The organism is Microbulbifer sp. SE14 (genome assembly GCF_059834885.1).
This window is the reverse complement of record NZ_JCBAJA010000022.1, coordinates 14,992-35,232: the sequence shown is the minus strand read 5'-3', so window position 1 is coordinate 35,232 and position 20,241 is coordinate 14,992. Positions and strand designations below refer to the sequence as shown.

At 66.0% G+C, this 20,241-nt stretch carries 15 protein-coding genes; 8 read left to right on the top strand and 7 right to left on the bottom strand.

What is annotated here, in order from left to right:
- Positions 1 to 5: 5 nt before the first annotated feature.
- Positions 6 to 1,544: a succinylglutamate desuccinylase gene (locus AC6R19_RS15375; protein WP_500580721.1), complete on the bottom strand. Its 1,539-nt coding sequence runs from the start codon at positions 1,542 to 1,544 to the stop codon at positions 6 to 8.
- A gap of 114 nt (positions 1,545 to 1,658) precedes the next feature.
- A complete protein-coding gene (locus AC6R19_RS15370; RefSeq protein ID WP_500580720.1) occupies positions 1,659 to 3,035 on the bottom strand; it encodes an MATE family efflux transporter in 1,377 nt (458 codons plus the stop codon).
- Positions 3,036 to 3,113: 78 nt separating this feature from the next.
- On the opposite strand from AC6R19_RS15370, the gene AC6R19_RS15365 reads away from it, so the two are divergent.
- Complete coding sequence (locus AC6R19_RS15365) at positions 3,114 to 3,749, top strand: HvfX family Cu-binding RiPP maturation protein (protein WP_500580719.1); 636 nt, start codon at positions 3,114 to 3,116, stop codon at positions 3,747 to 3,749.
- Positions 3,750 to 4,091: 342 nt separating this feature from the next.
- Positions 4,092 to 5,375, top strand: coding sequence for an ATP-dependent RNA helicase RhlB (gene rhlB, locus AC6R19_RS15360; protein ID WP_500580772.1), 1,284 nt, complete (start codon positions 4,092 to 4,094; stop codon positions 5,373 to 5,375).
- A gap of 152 nt (positions 5,376 to 5,527) precedes the next feature.
- On the opposite strand, the gene cysZ is transcribed toward rhlB, so the two are convergent.
- The 5 genes from cysZ to gatC all read right to left on the bottom strand — a co-directional run bounded on the left by cysZ (position 5,528) and on the right by gatC (position 10,111).
- Positions 5,528 to 6,352, bottom strand: a complete 825-nt coding sequence (gene cysZ, locus AC6R19_RS15355; RefSeq protein ID WP_500580718.1) for a sulfate transporter CysZ — start codon at positions 6,350 to 6,352, stop codon at positions 5,528 to 5,530.
- A gap of 29 nt (positions 6,353 to 6,381) precedes the next feature.
- Positions 6,382 to 6,681, bottom strand: coding sequence for a PA4642 family protein (locus AC6R19_RS15350; RefSeq protein WP_500580717.1), 300 nt, complete (start codon positions 6,679 to 6,681; stop codon positions 6,382 to 6,384).
- Positions 6,682 to 6,838: 157 nt separating this feature from the next.
- Entirely contained in the window at positions 6,839 to 8,302 is a 1,464-nt protein-coding gene (gatB, locus tag AC6R19_RS15345; protein ID WP_500580716.1) for an Asp-tRNA(Asn)/Glu-tRNA(Gln) amidotransferase subunit GatB, read from the bottom strand.
- 16 nt (positions 8,303 to 8,318) lie between these two features.
- The gene (gene gatA, locus AC6R19_RS15340; RefSeq protein WP_500580715.1) at positions 8,319 to 9,779 is read right to left on the bottom strand and encodes an Asp-tRNA(Asn)/Glu-tRNA(Gln) amidotransferase subunit GatA; all 1,461 of its coding nucleotides are present in this window, start codon (positions 9,777 to 9,779) and stop codon (positions 8,319 to 8,321) included.
- Between the two features lie 44 nt (positions 9,780 to 9,823).
- A complete protein-coding gene (gene gatC / locus AC6R19_RS15335) occupies positions 9,824 to 10,111 on the bottom strand; it encodes an Asp-tRNA(Asn)/Glu-tRNA(Gln) amidotransferase subunit GatC (RefSeq protein ID WP_500580714.1) in 288 nt (95 codons plus the stop codon).
- Positions 10,112 to 10,632: 521 nt separating this feature from the next.
- On the opposite strand from gatC, the gene AC6R19_RS15330 reads away from it, so the two are divergent.
- The 6 genes from AC6R19_RS15330 to AC6R19_RS15305 all read left to right on the top strand — a co-directional run bounded on the left by AC6R19_RS15330 (position 10,633) and on the right by AC6R19_RS15305 (position 20,201).
- The gene (locus AC6R19_RS15330; RefSeq protein WP_091386284.1) at positions 10,633 to 11,667 is read left to right on the top strand and encodes a rod shape-determining protein; all 1,035 of its coding nucleotides are present in this window, start codon (positions 10,633 to 10,635) and stop codon (positions 11,665 to 11,667) included.
- 501 nt (positions 11,668 to 12,168) lie between these two features.
- Entirely contained in the window at positions 12,169 to 13,071 is a 903-nt protein-coding gene (gene mreC / locus AC6R19_RS15325) for a rod shape-determining protein MreC (RefSeq protein WP_500580771.1), read from the top strand.
- On the top strand, positions 13,058 to 13,537 hold the full coding sequence (gene mreD, locus AC6R19_RS15320; RefSeq protein ID WP_500580713.1) for a rod shape-determining protein MreD: 480 nt from the start codon (positions 13,058 to 13,060) through the stop codon (positions 13,535 to 13,537). The genes mreC and mreD overlap by 14 nt, the downstream gene beginning before the upstream one ends.
- 98 nt (positions 13,538 to 13,635) lie before the next feature.
- Complete coding sequence (locus AC6R19_RS15315; RefSeq protein WP_500580712.1) at positions 13,636 to 14,274, top strand: Maf family protein; 639 nt, start codon at positions 13,636 to 13,638, stop codon at positions 14,272 to 14,274.
- A complete protein-coding gene (rng, locus tag AC6R19_RS15310) occupies positions 14,271 to 15,761 on the top strand; it encodes a ribonuclease G (RefSeq protein ID WP_500580711.1) in 1,491 nt (496 codons plus the stop codon). Before AC6R19_RS15315 ends, rng begins: the two co-directional genes overlap by 4 nt.
- 234 nt (positions 15,762 to 15,995) lie before the next feature.
- Positions 15,996 to 20,201, top strand: coding sequence for a YhdP family phospholipid transporter (locus AC6R19_RS15305; protein ID WP_500580710.1), 4,206 nt, complete (start codon positions 15,996 to 15,998; stop codon positions 20,199 to 20,201).
- Positions 20,202 to 20,241: the final 40 nt, after the last annotated feature.

Genomic DNA, 20,241 nt, shown 5'->3' with positions numbered 1-20,241 from the left:
ACTCCCTAATCCTCGTCACTCTCCACCGTCCCCGCCTCCGGAACCTCCTCCGCCGGCTCGTCGGTAGCGGGTTCCTCCGCGGCCGGCGCGGTGGTTTCCGCCTCGGCCTGCTCGCTCTCCGCGGTCACCTCTTCGGGCGGGCTTATCTGCTCCTGCGGCGCCTGAATCCCGATGTGATAGGCGGCGAAACCGGGTTGCACCACCTGGTTCATGGCCATGCCGAGGATGCGGCCGTTGTGTTCCGAGCGGATCTCGGTGCGCACATTGGTGATCGGGTTTGTGACCGTGCCGAGCAGGTCGCCCTTGCGCACGAACTGGCCCAGCTCCACCTTGCTGAAGATGATGCCGCCGGTGGTGGCGCGCTGCCAGGTGGAGTTGTAGTAGACCGGTTCGGGATCGCCCCAGAGGCGGAACTTGGTCACCATGCCCAGTTGGTTCAGCAGGGTGCGGATGCCCTTGACGCTGTGGCTGACGGAGGGCTCGTCCAGCACCATGGGCGCGCCCGCCTCCAGAGTCACGGTGGGAATACCGACCTCGACCGCGGCCCGGCGCAGTGTGCCCTTGGCGCCGTCGCTGTGCAGCACCACGGTGGAGCCGAAGCCCTTGGTCAGCTTGACCACCTTCGGGTTCTGCAGGTCGCCGCGCAGCTGCGGCAGGTTGGTACGGTAGAAGGAGCCGGTGTGCAGGTCCACCACCGCATTGCAGTGGCTGATCACCTCGTGGAAGAACGAATAGGCGATGCGCGATGCCGAAGAGCCGTGGGGGTCGCCGGGGAAGTGGCGGTTCAGGTCGCGGCGGTCGGTCAGGTAGCGGGAGCCGCGGTGGAAGCCCTGCAGGTTGACGATGGGCACGCCGATCACCGCGCCGCTCAGGTTGTTCGCATCCAGGTTGTACATCACCCGGCGCACCGTCTCTATGCCGTTCAGTTCGTCGCCGTGAACGGCCGCGGTCAGGCAGAGGGTCGGGCCCGGTTTGGCGCCGTTGACCACCAGCACCGCAGTGGAGCTGTAGACTCCCTCGAAGTGCTGGGAAGGGGACCAGGCCAGGCGGGTGGAAGTGGCCGGCGGCACTTCGGCGCCAAGCAGGCGCAGCGGCCTGGCCTGCTCCTCGGCGGCTGCCGCGTCTGTCTGCCGCTCCTCGCTCTCGGCCGCGGCCTCCTCCCGCGTTTCAGGGCTCTCCGGCTGTGCTGTCTCCGCCTGCGCCGGTGCCGGCTCTTCCAGGTCCTCTATCGGCTGGTCCAGCTGCAGGTTCTCGGCCTGGGGCAGGGGCTCTTCGTCGGTCTCCACGGACTTGGCTTCCGCCTCTGCCGGCGGAGTCTGTTTCCCCTCCACGACCGGCTTGTCCAGCTGCTGGTTTTCCGCCTTGGGAACCGGGCTGTTGTCTACTGGCTCAGGGCTGTTGTCCATAAGCCCAGGGCTGTCCTGCGGCTCCTCCGCTTCGGTCAGGGCGAGAGCCTGCGGGCATGTGAGCAGCAGGGCCGCGAATGCCAGGGGAAGAAAGGGCAGGGCGTGGTGCGTTCGGCTCAGAGGTGAGCGCAGTGACATGCAGAAACTCCGGTGAAAAATGGTCGGCGGGCGGCGACAGGCACCACCGTGTGTAGGGCTTGGAGCGCGATTATAGCGAAAGCGTTCCCCTCGGCGCCGATGATTAATGACTGGTCATGGCCCGTAGGCCGCCCTGATCGCCTTGCGACTGGTGCGCCACAGGCGCAGACCCAGCAGTATGGACGCGACGCCGAGGCCGATACAGATACCCGTCCAGTAGCCGTAGACGCCCCAGAGGTTCTCCCCCAGCAGGTAGGCGGAGGTCAGCCCCACCATCCAGTAGGAGAAGAGTTGCAGGTACATGGGCACCCGGGTGTCCTTGTAGCCCCGCAGGGCGCCCCAGGCCATGGCCTGGGCTACGTCCACCAACTGGAAGGCGGCGCACAGCAGCAGCAGGTTGGTGGCCACGGCGATGATATCGGCGTTGCTGGTGTAGGCGAGCACGAACAGGTAGCGCAGGGTGATCAGCAGAATCCCGGTGGCCAGGGCATAGACGAGGCCACCGCCGACGCCGACCACACTGGCGAAGCGCGCCCGCTTCGGGCGTCCTTGGCCCAAGAGTTGCGCGGCGCGGATGCTCAGCGCCTGCGCCAGGGCCAGGGCCACCAGGTAGAAGATGGAGCCGATATTCAGGCCAATCTGGTGCGCGGCGACGATGGTGGCACCGTAGGAGGCCAGCAGCACCGTCAGGCTGGCGAAGAAGGTCACCTCGCTGGCGGCGCCGATACAGATCGGCAGGCCCACCGCCAGCAGGTGGCGCTGGGTCGGCCAGTGGGGCCTGGGCGGCAGCGCCTTCAGCTTCAGGGCGCGGTAGACTGGATCGCTGCCCGCGTGCCAGAAGAGCGCCGCGGCGATGGACCAGCTCACCAGGGCCGTTGCCCAGCCGCAGCCGGCACCGCCCATGGCCGGGATGGGCCCGGCGCCGAACACGAAGAGGATATCCAGCGGAATATTCAGCACCGCCGCGGCCAGGTAGATGCGCATTACCGGGCGCACCTGGCCCATGCCCTCGCAGTAGCCCCGCGCTGCGGTGCCCATCGCAAAGGGCAGGGTGCCGGTGGCCAGCGCCAGCAGGTACTGCTGCATCACCCGGCGCACTGGCTCCTCGGTGTCTATCCACTGGCTCCACCAGGGCACCGCCAGCAGCGCACCCACCACGATCAGGCCGCCGATCAGCGCTATCCACAGCGCCTGCTGCAGCTGCTGCGCACAGCCCTGCTCGTCCCGGGCGCCGCGCAGGTGCGCCACTATCGGCGACACCGCCGCCAGCAGGCCCATCAGCGTCACCGCGCACACCGCCCAGATACTCGAGCCCAGGGCCAGGCCGGCCAGGTCCACTTCACCGGCGCGGCCGGCGACTATGGTATCGGTCACGCTCATGCTGATCACCGCCAGGTTGCTCACCACCAGCGGGCCGCCGAGGGTGGTCAGGTGCCTGAGTTCGGTGGCGGTAGTACGCCGGTAAAAGACGCGCCGATAGAGTCTGGGCATGGGGTCGGACTACGGTGTAACAGAAGGGATTGCGCGTCGACTAAAGTGGAAACGACCGCATCGAAAGAGGGCAGAATTATGGATGGCGCACTGGACGGGTTCAATCGGCTTTACGGGGTTTTTCTGCGCTGCCTGCGCAGGCTGGACTGGCTGGCTCCGCTGGCCCTGCGCATCTACCTGGCCCCCATCTTTATCCTGTCCGGGATGAACAAGGTCAGCCATATCGGCGATGTGGCCGCCTGGTTCGGCAACCCCGACTGGGGCCTGGGCCTGCCGGCGCCCCTGCTGATGGCCTGGCTGGCGGCGCTGACGGAACTGCTCGGCGGCATAGCGCTGCTGCTGGGGCTGGGGGTGCGCCTGGCGGCGATACCGCTGATGTTCGTGATGGCGGTGGCCGCGGTGACCGCCCATTGGCAGTACGGCTGGTCCGCACTGCCGGACCAGACCCTGGTGATGCCCTGGGAGTGGCGCCGGGACCTGATTGCCGAGGCCGCGGTGCGCAAGGAGAAGGCGGTGGAACTGCTGAAAGAGTACGGCAACTACGACTGGCTGACCGAGGCCGGCAACTTCACCGTGCTGAAAAACGGCGTAGAGTTCGCCGCCACCTATTTCATCATGTTGCTGGCCCTGCTGTTCAGCGGGGCGGGCCGCTTTGTCGGCCTGGACTACTGGATCTGCCATCACTGCGCCAAATCGCCGCCCGGGCAGGAATAAGAGTTCGGGCTCCAGTCCATATAGATGATATACTCGCCGATTATTTGAGCATTTAAGCGAGTATTTCACTTGATAGGAAAGTTGTTCCGGCGTTCCGGATCCAAAGACGAGAGCCAGAAGCCTGAGAGCCCTCAGCCTCGGGGAGACAGGAGCCCTCAGCCCGAGGGCAAGAAGAGCCCTCAGCCCGAAGGCAAGAAAAGCCCTCGGCCGGAAGGTAAGCCGCGTCCCAAATCCAAAGGGGAAAAGGCGCCCGAGTCCAGGTCGACCGGTGCGGAGAAGGGGAGACCCCGCCGCGGTGGCAAGAGCCAGGAAGCCCGGGCCGACCAGGGTGCACCCTGGTCCCTGGATGACTTCCAGGTGCCGGAGCAGGAGGGCAAGGTGCGCTTCCACGACCTGGGCCTGCCGCTCGAGTTGATGCACGCGATTTGCGACCTGGGCTTCCAGTACTGCTCGCCGATCCAGGGCCGCTCCCTCCCGCACACCCTCAACGGCCACGACCTGGTGGGCAAGGCCCAGACGGGCACCGGCAAGACCGCCGCATTCTTGATCACCATCATCGACGACCTGCTCAAGAACCCCTTCGAGGGCGAGCGCTATGCCGGCGAGGCGCGCACGTTGATCATAGCGCCGACCCGCGAGCTGGTGATGCAGATCGCCGACGACGCCAAGGCCCTGTGCAAATACACCGACCTGGAGATCCACACCCTGGTCGGCGGCATGGACTACCAGAAGCAGCAGCGCAACCTGAACGAGCGCCTGGTGGATATCCTCGTCGCTACTCCCGGCCGCCTGCTGGACTTTGCCAGCAACCGCGACTGCTACCTGGACCAGGTGGAAGTGCTGGTGATCGACGAGGCCGACCGCATGCTGGATATGGGTTTTATCCCCCAGGTGCGCCGCATAGTCCGCCAGACCCCGCGCAAGACCCACCGCCAGACCATGTTCTTCTCCGCCACCTTCACGCCGGAAGTGGATTCCCTGGTGGAGCAGTGGACCGAGGAGCCGGTGACTGTGGAGATAGAGCCGGAGCGGGTGGCCACCGACACCGTCGAGCAGCATGTCTACCTGGCCGCGAGCGAGGAAAAATACACCCTGCTGTACAACATACTGCAGAGCGATGAAGTGGACAGCCTGATCGTCTTCGCCAACCGCCGCGACCAGTGCCGGCGCCTGCACGAAAACCTGCTCGCCCACGGCATCTCCGCCGGCCTGCTGTCAGGGGAGATCGCCCAGAACAAGCGGGTGCGCACCCTGGAGGACTTCAAGTCCGGCAAAACCAAGGTGTTGGTGGCCACCGACGTGGCCGGCCGCGGCATCCATATCGACGGCATCAGCCACGTGGTCAATTTCACCCTGCCGGAGGAGCCCGAGGACTATGTCCACCGCATAGGTCGCACCGGCCGAGCCGGCAAGACCGGCACCTCCATCAGCTTCGCCTGCGAGGACGACGCCATGCGCCTGGAGCCGATTCAGCAGCTGCTGGGCCAGAAACTGAAGTGCGAAGTGCCGCCGGAGGAACTGCTGGTGGCGCCGCCGAAGGTCAAGGTGCAGCGCAGCAGTGGCGGTGACAGGGACAGCCGCGGCGGTCGTCGCGGCGGTGGTGGTCGCGGTCGTTCGCGGCGTTGATCGTTAGCGGTGGATGCCCTTGGCGCTTATCCACCCTACAAAATCTGCTGCGACGCCAAACCGTAGGGTGGATAAGCGCTAAGGGCATCCACGCCGGGCGAGTCCACGCCGGGCGAGTCCACGCCGGGCGAGTCCACGCCGGGCGCATCCACCTATTCGCTAGGTTCCGTGCCCGGATCCCCCGCCTGCCTGAGCCGCTCGATCCACAGCGCGGTGCCGCCGGCCACCGCCGCCGGCATCACGAAGATATTCAGCACCGGCACCATCTTCGCCAGCATCACCGTACCGCCGAAGCTCAGGGTGGTCAGCTTGCGCCGCAGCAGCACGCTCTTCAGTTCGTCGAAGGGCCGCTGGTGGTTGTCCAGGGGGTAGTCCACATACTGGATCGCCATGCACCAGGCACCCCAGAGTGCGCCCAGTACCGCGGGGACGAATACCGTCCAGCTGGTAAACAGGGCGATTACGAGGATCACCAGGCCCCAGCCGATAAAATATCTGAGTTTGCGCAGTTCGCGCCCCAGGGTGCGCCAGACCATTCTGCCCAGCGGCTCCGCCGGCGGCGCTTTGCCGGTGAGGAGTTCCTCTACCTTCTCTGCCAGGAAACCGTTGAAGGGCGCGGCGATGATGTTGGTGATGATGCCGAACAGATAGCCGTAGACGAAGAAGAAGAGCAGCAACACAGCCAGCGCGATGATCCAGGCCAGCCACTCGAACACATTGGCGGCCCAGGCGGCGCCCCTGGCCATGACGGATTCCCACCAGGACATGTTTTCCGTATTCACCGGCGTGTGCGACAGCAGGCTGCCGAGATAGTCGGCGAGGCCGCCCAACTGCGAGATCATTACCGCGGTGATGGCGATGAACAGTACCAGGTTGATCAGCAGCGGCACTATGATAAAGGGCCGCAGCTCGCGCCTCGTGAGCAGGCGCGCGCCGCGCATCAGGGCGTCTACGCCGTGCATCGGGTTTGAAGTCATGTGCTGTCCTCGCTGGCCGGCGACGGCGGTCATGATTTTGCGCCGGCGGCCCTTAAGATGTCTGCGTACTCTTCGCCCTGACGGTGCTCCCGGATCCGTCCCAGCAGGGTCTTGCCGTCCGGGCCGGGGCTGTCCAGGTCCAGATTCTGCGCCAGGAACAGGCGCACGAAGGTCTCGAAGTTTTCCGCCTTCATGCTGCGGTAGGCGCGCTCCAGCAGGTGGTAGTCGCGATTGACGCCCTCCGGTGCTTCGCCGATCAGGAAGCCGGCGATGCGCTCCTCATCGAAGACTTCGCCGAGGACTTTCTGTTTGTCTTTTTTAAGGTTCAAAATTTTATCCTTAATTGTTGCCCTGTAGGGCGGATAAGCGTCAAGCGAGTCCACGCCGGGCGCATCCGCCGCGATGGTTGGTGGATGCGCTTGGCGCTTATCCACCCTACGATTTTTCCCGAGTCCCGAGTCCCGAGTCCCGAGTCCCGAGTCCCGCCTATAGCAATGCGTCCAACTTTTCCTTCAGGATCTTGTTGATCATCTGCGGATTCGCCTGGCCCTTGGAGGCCTTCATGATCTGGCCGACGAAATAGCCCATCATCTTCGGCCGCTTGGCCTCGTCCGCGCTGCGGTAGTTTTCCACCTGGGCCGCGCTCGCGGCGATAACATCGTCGACCATCTTCTCGATGGCGCCGGTGTCGGATACCTGCTTCAGGCCGCGTTTCTCGATTACCGTATCCGCGTCGCCCTCGCCGTTGGCCATGGCCTCGAACACCTGCTTGGCGATTTTGCTGGAGATGGTGTTGTCGACGACGCGCGCGATCAAGCCGGCCAGCTGTTCGGCGGAGACCGGCGACTGCTCGATGGAAAGCTCCTCGCGGTTCAGCAGTGCGGCCAACTCGCCGGTCGTCCAGTTGGCGGCCAGCTTGGGCTCGCCGGATTGCTTCGCCACCACCTCGAAGTAGTCGGCGACGGCGCGTTCCTGAGTCAGCTGGTCGGCGTCGTAGGCGGACAGCCTGTACTCGCTCTGGAAGCGCGCGGCCTTCGCATCCGGCAGTTCCGGCAGTTCGCTGCGCAGCTTCTCCACATAGTCGTCGGTCAGGATCACCGGCAGCAGGTCGGGGCAGGGGAAGTAGCGGTAGTCGTTGGCCACTTCCTTGCTGCGCATGGAACGGGTTTCGTTCTTGTCCGCGTCGTAGAGGCGGGTTTCCTGCACTATGCTGCCGCCGTCCTCGAGAATATCGATCTGGCGTTCGGCCTCCACTTTGATGGCGCGCTCGACGAAGCGGAAGGAGTTGATGTTTTTCAGCTCGGTGCGGGTGCCGAGTTTTTCCTCACCCTTTAAGCGCACGGACACGTTGGCGTCACAGCGCATCGAGCCCTGGGACATGTCGCCGTCGGAGATGCCGAGATAGGTCACGATACTGTGGATCTTCTTCAGGTAGGCCACTGCCTCGGCAGCGCTGCGCATATCCGGTTCGGACACGATTTCGATCAGCGGTGTGCCGGCGCGGTTCAGGTCTATGCCGGACATGCCGTGACCACCCTCAAAAACCGCTTCGTGCAGAGACTTACCCGCGTCCTCTTCCAGGTGCGCGTGGTGCAGGCGCACCGTCTTGCTGCTGCCGTCTTCCAGGTGGATCTCGATCTCGCCGGCGCCGACGATCGGCTCCGCCAATTGGGTGGTCTGGTAGCCCTTGGGCAAGTCCGGGTAGAAGTAGTTCTTGCGCTCGAACACGGAGCGGCGGCCGATCTCGGCGTTCATCGCCAGGCCGAACATGACCGCATAGCGGAAGGCCTCCTCATTGGGTACCGGCAGTGTGCCGGGCATCGCCAGGTCTATGGCGCAGGCCTGGGTGTTCGGCTCGGCGCCGAAGCGGGTGCTGGCGCCGGAGAAGAGTTTCGATTTGGTGGAGAGCTGGACATGCACCTCCAGCCCGATCACGATTTCCCATTCCACGTTGAATCTCCTCCCTTTAAGCAGAGCCGGCCGGGCTTGCGTACTGTTGGTGCCAGCCGGTGACCTGCTGATACTGGTGTGCGACGTTGAGCATACGCGCCTCGTCCAGGTAGTTGCCGATAATCTGCAGCCCTACCGGCAGTTTGTTCACCAGGCCGCAGGGCAGGGACATGCCGGGCAGGCCCGCCAGGTTGGCTGGGATGGTGTAGATATCCTCCAGGTACATAGCCACCGGGTCCGCCTTCTTCTCCCCCAGGCCAAAGGCCGGAGAGGGCGCAGTCGGGCCCATGATCACATCCACCTTCTCGAAAGCCTGCACGAAGTCCTGCTTGATCAGGCGGCGCACCTGCTGCGCCTTGTTGTAGTAGGCATCGTAATAGCCGGCGGACAGGGCGTAGGTACCGACGAGTATGCGGCGCTGCACCTCCTCGCCGAAACCCTCGCCGCGGGAGCGCATATAGAGATCGCGCAGGTCCTTGGGGTCCTCGCAGCGGTAGCCGTAGCGCACGCCGTCGAAGCGCGACAGGTTGGCGGAGGCCTCCGCCGGCGCAATCACGTAGTAGGCGGGTACCGCCAGCTCTGTGTGCGGCAGGGTGACTTCCACCAGTTCGGCACCCAGCTTCTCGAATTCCTTCAGCGCCGCCTCCACCCGCGCGGCTATGTCCGCGTTCAGGCCCTCGTCGAAGTACTCCTTCGGTACGCCTATCTTCAGGCCGGCGATGCTGTCATTCAGGTTCAATGTGTAGTCCTGTACCGGTCGGTTCAGGCTGGTGGAGTCCTTTTCGTCGTGCCCCGCCATCGCGGACAGCAGGAGGGCGCAGTCCTCGGCGTTGCGGGCGATGGGGCCGGCCTGGTCGAGGCTGGAGGCAAAGGCGATCATGCCCCAGCGGGACACGCGCCCATAGGTGGGCTTGAGGCCGGTGGTATTGGTCATCGCCGCCGGCTGGCGGATGGAGCCGCCGGTGTCGGTGGCGGTGGTGCCGGGGGCCAGCAGCGCGGCTACCGCGGCGGCAGAGCCGCCGGAGGAGCCGCCGGGCACGCAGTCGGTGTCCCAGGGGTTTTTCACCGGGCCGTAGTAGCTGGTCTCGTTGGAGGAGCCCATGGCGAACTCGTCCATGTTGGTCTTGCCCAGGGTCACGGCACCGGCAGCGTTGAGCTTCTCCACCACGGTGGCGTCGTAGGGCGGCGCGAAGTTGTCGAGCATCTTCGAACCGCAGCTGGTGCGCACGCCGCTGGTGCAGAAGATATCCTTGTGGGCGATGGGCACGCCGCAGAGCGCCGGTGCCTCGCCCGCGGCCAGGCGCTCGTCTGCCGCCGCGGCCTGCTGCAGCGCGAGCTCCCCGGTGACGGTAATGAAACTGTTGTAGTTGCCGTCCAGCTGCCCGATGCGGTCGAGCAGGTGGCGGGTGATCTCGACGCTGGAGAACTGTTTGTCCCGCAGTCCGTGGATAATCTCGGCGATGGTTAACTGGTGCATGTCCTTCCCCTCTAATTCTTACAGCTAGCCCTTAAAGCCCCTGGTCAGTCGATCACCTTCGGGACCAGGTAGAGGCCCTCTTCCGACTGCGGCGCCAGGGCCAGGAACGCCTCCCGGCGATTGGGCTCGGTAACCTCGTCCGCGCGCAGCACCTGCACCTCGTCCAGTGGATGGGCCATGGGCGCCACGCCTTCGGTGTGAACCGCCTGCAGCTGGTCCACCAGCTGCAGCACATCGCCCAGGCGGTTGCTGACTTCGTCGATGGTCTCTTCGGAGATGGCGATGCGGGCCAGCTCCGCCAGTTTTTCTACGGTTTGCGTATCCACGGCCATGGCGATAGGGGCTCCCTTTTGACTGCTGCCTCTAGAAGTCGCTTCACAGCTACTGCGCGTGCGCCTGGCGGCGTTCGGCGGTGCTGGTACGCCAGCCCGGTCGGCATCTCATGTACGCCCTTGTACACTCCGGTGCCTCCGCTCCGGCGACCGCCGCCAGCCACCCGCTCGCTACGCTGTGAAACCACTTCTGGCTAAAGTGGGGCGAGGCAGGGGGCCGCAAATTTAGCACATAAGCCCACTATTCTCACCGGCCGGTCAGGCCGGCGACCGCGGTGGTGGCCGGCGGTCCGCGATTGACTGTTTTTCAGCCTTGCCCTGAACCCCCGCCGTTGTTAGAGTTTGCCGATTCTGGCCGGGGTCTGCGCCTTCCCGGCAACATGACAGAAGACCGGCTCGAAAATGCGGCCCGGAACTCAGAATTTTTCGCGCGGACTAACTAGGCTTTGAGCCAACTTTCAAGTCCGCGCCCGCGGCGCCCGCCCCGGGCGCTGACAATTAGTACAAGGTAACCGAACTCCATGTTTAAACGTTTGCGGGGCATGTTCTCCAGTGATCTCTCCATCGACCTGGGAACCGCCAACACGCTGATCTACGTGCGCGATCGCGGCGTAGTCCTGGATGAACCCTCCGTCGTCGCCATCCGCCACTACAACGGCCAGAAGATCGTCGAGGCCGTCGGCGTCGAGGCCAAGCGCATGCTCGGTCGCACCCCCGGCAACATCACCGCCATACGCCCGCTGAAGGACGGCGTCATCGCCGACTTCCAGGTGACCGAGAAGATGCTGCAACACTTTATCAAGAAGGTGCACGAGAACAGCTGGATGCGCCCGAGCCCGCGGGTTCTGGTGTGCGTGCCCTGCCAGTCCACCGAGGTGGAGCGCCGCGCGATCCGAGAATCCGCCATGGGCGCCGGCGCCCGCGAGGTGTGGCTGATCGAGGAACCCATGGCCGCGGCCATAGGCGCCGGCCTGAAGGTGGAAGAGGCCAGCGGCTCCATGGTGGTGGACATCGGTGGCGGCACCACCGAGATCGCGATCATCTCCCTGAACGGCGTGGTCTACTCCGATTCCGTGCGCATCGGCGGCGACCGCTTCGACGAGGCCATCGTCAACTATGTGCGCCGCAACTACGGCAGCGTGATCGGCGATGCCACCGCGGAAAGAATCAAAGAGGAGATCGGCTGCGCCTACGCCGGCAGCGAAGTGCGTGAAATCGACGTGCGCGGCCGCAACCTGGCGGAAGGGGTGCCGCGCAGCTTCACCCTGAACTCCGACGAGATCCTCGAGGCCCTGCAGGAGCCGCTGACCGGTATCGTCCAGGCGGTGAAGAGCGCCCTGGAGCAGTCCCCGCCGGAACTGGCCTCGGATATCGCCGAGCGCGGCATGGTGCTGACCGGCGGCGGCGCGCTGCTGCGCGACCTGGACCGCCTGCTGATGGAGGAGTCCGGCCTGCCGGTAATCGTCGCCGACGACCCGCTCACCTGTGTCGCCCGCGGCGGCGGCAAGGCCCTGGATATGATGGACAAGAGTCGGCTGTATCTGGTGTCCAACTGAGCGTGTACTTTATGGGAGCGGCCCATGGCCGCGATCCGGCTTTGGTAGCACCTCCATGAGAGCTCCGTAGCTGGTTCCGTGGGGCCTTCGAAAGATGCTAGTAAGAAAGTCCTGAGCGGCCCTGCTGCCGGTACTCCCTTGCGAGACACGCCGTGAATACATCCCTGTAGGCTTGTCCGCGAGGTCCCTCTCGCAGACAGTCTCGCAAGGGAGTACCGGCATCAGCGCCTTCGCATTTAACTTCAGCTTTCTTCCCGCCGTTCTCTCATGCGGAGGTGGGTAGAACTCAATAGTCAAATGCGAAGGCGCTGCTACCGGGATTCGTTTGCGGGACTGTCAGCGAGAGGGACCTCGCTGCCAAGCCCCCATGGATGGGTTCACGGCGTGTCCCGCAAACGAATCCCGGTAGCAGCGCCGCCACGGAACCAGCTACGAAGTTCCCGTAGAATCGACCACGGAACCCGATAACAACAACACACTGACTGACCTGTAGACGGGGGTCTGCCCATCAAACCGCTATTTACCCGCGGCCCCTCGCCTGAGTCCCGCATTCTCGTGCTGGGCCTGGTGGCGGCGGCGCTGATCGTGATCAATCTCTACACCGACTGGCTGCAGCCCCTGCGCGAGCGCGCCGCCGGGCTGGTGGCTCCCTTCTACTGGATTACCGGTGCTCCCGAGCGCGTCGGCGACTGGGCCGGGGAGCAACTGCGCAGCCGCGAGGAACTGCTGGATGAGAACAGCCGCCTGAAGCGCCAGGTGCTGCTGCTGGAGCAGCGCAGCCAACTGCTGGCGGCAGTGAAGGCGGAGAATACCCAGCTCAAGGAGCTGATGAACTCCGCCGAAATGGTCGACGAGCGGGTGTTGGTGGCGCAGGTCATCGGCGTATCCCCGGACCCCCTCGAACACGTGTTGATGATCGACAAGGGGCGGGACGACGGCGTCGAACTGGGCACGCCGATCATGGACGCCAGCGGCCTGCTGGGCCAGGTGATCGAGGCGGGCGGCTCCGCCAGCCGCGTACTGCTGATCACCGATGCCAGCCACGCCATCCCGGTGCAGGTACTGCGCAACAGCGTGCGCGCAGTGGCCGAGGGCACCGGCGACCTCTACCGCCTCAAGCTGCGCCACCTGGCCAACACCAGCGACATCCGCGAGGGCGACCTCCTGCTCAGTTCCGGTCTCGGCGGCCGCTTCCCGGCCGGCTACCCGGTGGGGGAAGTTATTTCCGTCGACCGCGATCCGGGCCGTCCCTTCGCCGAGGCCGAGGTGCAGCCCCGCGGGCGCATGAACCGCAGCCGCTTCGTGCTGGCGGTGATCGGCGAGCGCAGTAGCGAGGAGGGTGCCCACAGCGGGAGCGAAAGCGCTGGCAGCGACGGCGGGGACGGCGACCTTGGAAGCGAATAACCGCTGGTTTATCGCCGTCACCGTGATCGCCGCGCTGCTGCTGGCGGTGATGCCGCTGCCGCACCAGTGGCTCTGGTTCCGCCCCGCCTTCACCGCGCTGCTGGTGATCTTCTGGATCACCCGCATGCCGCAGAGCCTGGGGGTCGGCTTCGCCTGGGTGGTGGGCTTCTTCGAGGACCTGGTGACGGGCGCGACCCTCGGCACCCACGCCCTGGCGCTGGCGGTGCTGGCCTATTTCAGCCTGCTGACCTACCAGCGCACCCGCGCCTTCAACCCGGCGCAGCAACTGATGTGGGTGTTTATCCTGGTGGGTATCAACCAGGTGGTGGGCAACTGGGTGCACAGCCTGGCGGGCAAGCCGGTGCCGGGCCTGACCTTCCTGTGGCCGGCGATCACCACCGCGCTGCTGTGGCCCTGGGTCGCCCCCTGGCTGAGTAGCATGGCCGGACGGTTGCAGGTACGCTGAACCCTCAGTCACAGACTGTTAAACACTGCAAAAGGCCGATCATTTTTCGACCGGTACGGCTATAATCAGCCGCTGATCCACCAAGAATAAGTAGTACAGTGCCGAATACGCCCGCCGACAGCCGACTCCTCCTCGCCTCCGGCTCCCCGCGCCGCGCCGCGCTGCTGGCGCAGATCGCCGTGCCCTTCTCGCAGATCGTCCCCGCGGTGCCCGAACAGCAAAAGCCCGGCGAGAGCCCCCAGGACTATATCCAGCGCCTGGCCCACGACAAGGCGCAGGCCGGCCTGGAGCTGGCCGGCGAATCGGACGGGAACCTCTGGGCCCTGGGCGCCGACACCCTGGTGCTGGCCGGCGACCGGGTACTGGAGAAGCCGCGGGACTTTGCCGATTTCGAGTCCATGATGCACCAGCTGTCCGGCTCGGAGCACTCGGTGCTGACCGCCGTGTGCCTGCGTTCGCACGAGCGCCAGTTCAGCCGCCTGGTGGAAACCCGGGTGCGGTTCCGCCATCTGAACAGCGAACAGGTAGCCGCCTACTGGCGCACCGGCGAACCGGCCGACAAGGCCGGCGGCTACGGCATCCAGGGCCTGGGTGCGGCGCTGGTGGAATCCATCAGCGGCAGCTACAGCAATGTGGTGGGCCTGCCGCTGGAGGCGCTGGTGCCGATGCTGGAGCACGCCGGCCTTTCTTACTGGGATAAGTCCTATTGGAGTGATTTACCGAAGGAGCGACCGTGAGCGAGGAACTGCTGATCAATGTCGCCCCCACCGAGACCCGCGTGGCGTTGGTGGAGAACGGCGTGCTGCAGGAGGTTTACCTGGAGCGCAGCGCCCGCCGCGGTATCGTCGGCAATATCTACAAGGGCAAGGTGGTGCGCGTGCTGCCGGGGATGCAGGCGGCCTTCGTGGACATCGGCCTGGAGCGGGCCGGCTTTATCCACGCGTCCGACATAGCGCCCCTGGACGAGGAGGGCATGGAGTCCCGCGAATCGACCGAAGTCGCCGATATCCGCGCCCTGGTGCGCGAGGGCCAGTCTCTGGTGGTGCAGGTGGTCAAGGACCCGATCAGCAGCAAGGGCGCGCGCCTGACCACCCACCTGTCGGTGTCCGCCCGCTACCTGGTGTATATGCCGCAGACCCGCCATATCGGCATCTCCAACCGCATCGAGGACGAGGGCGAGCGCGAGCGGCTGCGCGAACTGGTAGAACTGGCCTCCACCAGGCTGGCGGAGGAGGGCCTGTCCGGCGACGGCGGCTTTATCCTGCGCACCGTGGCCGAGGGAGTCAGCGAGGAGGACCTGCTGCGGGATATCCCCTTCCTGTACAAGCTGTGGCGGGAACTGGAACAGCGTATCAAAGACCGCCCGGTACCCGCTGTGATCTATGAGGACCTGCCGCTGTTTATGCGCGCCCTGCGCGACCTGGCCCGCCCGCACACGGAGAAGATCCGCATCGACTCCCGCGAGGCCCACGGCCGCGCGGCGGAATTCTCCGGCAAGTACGCGCCGGAGATCGCCGGGCGCCTGGAGCACTACCCGGGCGAGCGCCCCCTGTTCGATCTCTACGGCGTCGAGGAGGAGATCCGCAAGGCGCTGCAGAACAAGGTCACGCTCAAGTCCGGCGGCTACCTGATCGTCGAGCAGACGGAGGCCATGAGCACCATCGACGTCAATACCGGCGCCTTCGTCGGCCACCGCAACCTGGAAGAGACCATCTTCAAGACTAACCTGGAGGCGGCCACCGCCATCGCGCGCCAGCTGCGCCTGCGCAATCTGGGCGGCATCATCATCATCGACTTTATCGACATGAGGGACCCGGAGCACCAGCGCCAGGTGCTGCGGACCCTGGAAAAGACCCTGGAGCGGGACCACGCCAAGACCAGCATCACCGGCGTGTCCGAGCTGGGCCTGGTGGAGATGACCCGCAAGCGCACCCGCGAATCCCTCGGCCAGATACTCTGCGAGCCCTGCCCGGTGTGCCAGGGCCGCGGCACATTGAAGAGCGCCGAGACCGTCTGCTATGAAATCTTTCGCGAGATTATCCGCGAGGCCCGCGCCTACGACAGCGAGAAGATCATGGTGCTGGCCAGCCAGGTGGTGATCGATTTGCTGTTGGACGAAGAATCGGCCAACGTTGCCGACCTGGAGGAGTTTATCGGCCGGCCGATACAGTTCCAGGTGGAGCCCATCTACAACCAGGAGCAGTATGACATTGTTCTTGTGTAATAACGGGACTCGGGACTCGGGACTCGGCGGGCAATCGGGATTCGGGACTCGGGACTCGGGACTCGATAGTGCGATAGGAAACTGTGCCGCGGCGCAGTCGACTGCCCGCGTGCGGACTTTGTTTTCATCGCGCATTTGTTCGCGTCCGCTTGCTGTAGGAGCCTGCTTGCAGGCGAACCCGAGTCCCGAGTCCCGAGTCCCGAGTCCCGTCTTTTCTACATGGCGAGGCCGGTAATGAAATTGCTGCGTTTCCTCGCCCGCAAGATCTGGCTACTGGCCGTGACCCTGGTCATCAGCCTCGCCATCCTGGTGCAGGCCGGGCGCCTGCTGTCGCCGCAGGTGGAGCAATATCGACCGCAGATCAGCGCCTGGCTGTCCGACAGTCTCGGCGTACCGGTGCAGATGGAGCGGTTGTCCCTGCGCTGGCAGGCGCTGGAGGTGGCACTGCAGCTGGACGGGCTGCGGCTCGGCGAAAAGGGCGAGGTACAGATGGGCTACGGCCTTTTCCATCTGGACCTGCTCGCCAGCCTGTGGAACCGCGAGCTGGTGTGGAGGAACCTGCAGGTGCACGACTTTGCCGCCGGCCTCAGCCGCGGCGAGGACGGCCACTGGCATATCGACGGCTTCCCCAGGGCCGCCGCGGATCCGCGCGAAGGCACCAGTGAGGGCGCCATGCGCCTCGGCGACCCGGCGCGCATCTTCCAACTGGGCCCCAAGGTGCAGGTGCGCAACGCCGGCATCACCCTGCGCCTGGCCGACGGCCAACTGGCCCAGCTGCAGCTGCCGCAGATACAGCTGGAAAACAGCGGCTACTTCCACCGCCTCAGCGCCCGCGCCTTCCTCTCCCGCGACGGCGAAGCCCAGGCTGATACTGCACCGGCGGCCGGTGAAGCGCCTGCGGCCAATGAAGAGACACTGCGCCTGGTACTCGAGGGCCGCGGCAACCCGCGGGACAAGTCCCGCTTCTCTCTCAACGGCTATCTACAGCTGAACGAACTGCTGCTGGACGAGGACATGGTCACCCTGCTGCACCAGCTGACGCCGCTGCCGGAGAAATACCACTGGAGCGGGCGCAAGCTGGCCCGCGGCAGGCTGTGGCTGGAGAGCAATGTGAAGAGCGGCTACAGCCTGCGCGGCCGCCTCAGCCTGGAGCAGCTCGAGGCCGACCGGGCGGAAGGCGGCGATGCGGCCGCCGAGGTCGGGGAAGTCGCCGGGACCGTGCAAGAAGAGACGGAGTCCACGGTCCCGGCACGGGCAGTTTCGGCACTGGCGCCGCTCCGGTCCCTCACCGGCGACCTGTCCGGGCACTGGCAGCCGGGACAACAGTGGCGGCTGGCGCTGCAGGATATCCGCCTGGACTGGCGCGACCTGCAGATGCCGCCCCTGAACCTGCAGGCGCGCTCGGGCGCCGATACGGGCCTGCAACTGGCCGCGGACGTGATCGACCTGGGCGGCTGGAGCCGCATACTGAAGCGGCTGCAACTGCTCGAGGGACCCGCGGACGAATGGCTGCGCGCCCTCGAACCCAGAGGTCAGCTGCGCAATATCCAACTGGCCCGGGCGGCTGGCGGCCAGATGGAGTTGAGCGCCAATCTGCACGATGTCAGCGCCAGCGCCCACCGCGGCGCGCCGGCGGTGCAGGGGCTGAACGGCTACCTGCACCTGCAGGGCGCGGATGGTCGGGTCGAGCTGGGCGGGGGCGAATTGGGCGTGCATTTCCCCCAGCTCTACGAGGAGGCGTTCCAGTTCCGGCAGGCCGGCGGCACCGTCGCCTGGACGGTGGACCGCGAGGACAACTCGGTGCAGGTCTATTCCGGCCCGCTGCAGATGGACGGCGCCCTCGGCGGGATCGGCGGCCAGTTCCTGCTGCAGCTGCCTTACTTCGCCCACACCCGCGCGGCCGAGTTCACCCTGGCCTTGGGGCTGCGCGATGCGCCCATGTCCGCCCAGCAGCAGCTGGTGCCCCACACCGTTGGCGACGACCTGCGCCACTGGCTCGACAGCGGCCTGGGGGAGAAAAATCCCGGACGCGTCGCCAGCGCCGCCTTCATCTACCGCGGTACCAGCTATCGCGACGGCGAGGACAAGGCGTTGCTTGCCCTGGGGGATCACCCCGAGCGGCAGACGGTGCAACTGGCGGCGGATATCGACAGCGCCAACCTGGATTACGCTCCCGGCTGGCCGGCCGCGCGGAAGGTGGCCGCGCGCCTGCTGGTCAGCGACCGCAATGTGCTGGTCAACGCCAGCGCGGCCAGGCTGTGGGATATCGACGCCCGCGATATCGAGGTGGGCGTGACCCCGAACCCGGCCGGTGAGGGTTCACTGCTGGGGGTGCGCGCGCAGCTGTCCGGCCCGGCGTCGGACGGCCTCAGGCTGTTGCAGCAGTCACCCCTGCGACAACAGCTGGGCAGCGCCTTCGACGATTGGCGGCTGGGCGGGCAGTTGAACGGCAGCCTGACCCTGTCACAGCCCCTGGGCGGCGCCGGGCTGCCGGCGCGGCAGAATGTGCAGGTGGAGTTGCGGGAAGGCTCGCTGGAGCTGGGGGATCTCCGCCTGCAGATCGATGGATTGAAGGGACGGGTCGACTATGACAGCGAGCGCGGCCTGGCCGGCACCAGCCTGGATGGCAGACTCTGGGGACAGCCGCTGAAGGCGCAGATCCGCCACCTGGATGGAGAGGACGGGGCGCGGGATACCCAGGTGGTGGTGGACGGCCGCGCCGCCACCGAGTCGCTGCGGGAGTGGAGCGGCCGTCCGGAACTGGAGTGGCTGGACGGGATATTCAATTACCGCGCCCTGGTGACGATTCCCGCGAAGGCCAAGGAAAAGCCCTATTCGGCCATCTTCGAACTGAGCTCGGACCTGGCCGGCGTCGCCGTGAAGCTGCCGTCACCCCTGGGCAAGCTGGCCGAAGACAGGACCGATTTCGTACTGCGGGTGCCCATAGGCGAGCAGGGCAGCCTCTTCCATATGAACTACGGCGAACACCTGCAGGGCCAGTTCTGGCAGGTGGGGGGCGTACTGGAGCGCGGGGCCATAGCCCTGAATGCGCCGGCAAAACTGCCCGAGGAGCGGGGCCTGGCGATCGGTGGCCACCTGTCGCGGATAGACCTGCCGCACTGGCGCAAACTGCTGCAGGTGTTCCACTCGGAGGGAGGGGCGGGTGACGCCGGCGCCGGCGAAAGCCCGCTGCCGGTGGCCCTGGACCTGAGTACCGACCGCCTGCTGCTGGGCGCCACCGGGATAGAGCAAATCCATGTGCGCGGCCGCGGCCTGGGCGCCGACTGGCGGCTGGAGTTCGACAGCGAGATGGCCGCCGGCACGTTGCGTGGCCTGGTGGATGGCTCGACGCCGCTGCAACTGGAGCTGAGCCACCTGCGGCTGCCGATGCCAGCGGAGGCGGAAGCCGCCGGTGGCGAAGAGAAAGTCGAAGCGGCGGATCCCTGGGCCGGCTACGATTTCGCCGACCTGCCGCGGGTGGATTTCAGTACCGAGCGACTGCGCCTCGGCGACGAGGACCTGGGGCGCTGGTCCTTCCGCCTGCGCCCGTCCGCGGACCGGCTGGTGCTGAGTGATATCCACGGCGCCGCACGCGGTGTGCGCGTCGAGGGGCGCGGCGACGGTGACAACAGGCTGGGCGCGCAATTGATGTGGCTGCGCGATGCCGAGGGCCGCGAGTCGTCCCAGTTTATGGGCCGCTTGGTGGCGGACGACCTGGCGGATGTGCAGAGGGCCTGGGGCCAGGAGCCGGCGATCGAGAGCAAGTCCGCCCGCTTCGACACGGCGCTGCGCTGGAACGGCTCGCCGGCGCGCGCGGCCGGCAGGCGGCTGTCCGGCGAGCTGAAAATCGATATCCGCGACGGCCGCTTTCTGCGCGCCACCGACAGCGCCGGCTCGGCGCTGCTGCGGCTGCTGTCCCTGTTCAACTTCGACACCTGGGCACGGCGCCTGCGGCTGGACTTTTCCGATCTCTACCAGAGCGGCATGGCCTTCGACAGTGTGCGCGGCGAGGTGGTATTCGAGGGGGACGGCCAACTGCTGATTGCGGTGCCCATCCAGGTGGAGGGCCCCACCAGCGAGCTGCAGATGGCTGGCCGGGTCAACCTGGAACGTGAGGACCTGAACCTGACCCTGGTGGCGACACTGCCGGTAGGCAACAACCTGGCCCTGATAGCGGCGCTGGCCGGCGGCCTGCCGGCGGCGGCGGGGGTCTACCTGATCAGCAAGGCGTTTAAGAAACAGGTCAACAGGATGGCCAGCGTCAGCTACCGCATCAGCGGCGACTGGGCGGAGCCGGAGGTGCGCTTCGACAAGCTGTTCGACGGCGACGGCGCCCAGCGCCAGGGGGCTGCCGCGGGACAGGAGCACGAGTCGACGGAGACTCCGGGTGAGAACCGCCAGCCCGCCGGAGTCCACTCGTCGCTGGCGCCGGCGATCTGAACCGAGAGGCATCGCAGGATTCCAACTCTATAGTGAGGGG

Coding starts and splice junctions, on each gene's coding strand:
- AC6R19_RS15375 (WP_500580721.1), bottom strand. CDS start 1,544: ATGTCACTGCGCTCACCTCTGAGCCGAACGCACCACGCCCTGCCCTTT.
- AC6R19_RS15370 (WP_500580720.1), bottom strand. CDS start 3,035: ATGCCCAGACTCTATCGGCGCGTCTTTTACCGGCGTACTACCGCCACC.
- AC6R19_RS15365 (WP_500580719.1), top strand. CDS start 3,114: ATGGATGGCGCACTGGACGGGTTCAATCGGCTTTACGGGGTTTTTCTG.
- cysZ (WP_500580718.1), bottom strand. CDS start 6,352: ATGACTTCAAACCCGATGCACGGCGTAGACGCCCTGATGCGCGGCGCG.
- gatA (WP_500580715.1), bottom strand. CDS start 9,779: ATGCACCAGTTAACCATCGCCGAGATTATCCACGGACTGCGGGACAAA.
- gatC (WP_500580714.1), bottom strand. CDS start 10,111: ATGGCCGTGGATACGCAAACCGTAGAAAAACTGGCGGAGCTGGCCCGC.
- AC6R19_RS15330 (WP_091386284.1), top strand. CDS start 10,633: ATGTTTAAACGTTTGCGGGGCATGTTCTCCAGTGATCTCTCCATCGAC.
- AC6R19_RS15305 (WP_500580710.1), top strand. CDS start 15,996: ATGAAATTGCTGCGTTTCCTCGCCCGCAAGATCTGGCTACTGGCCGTG.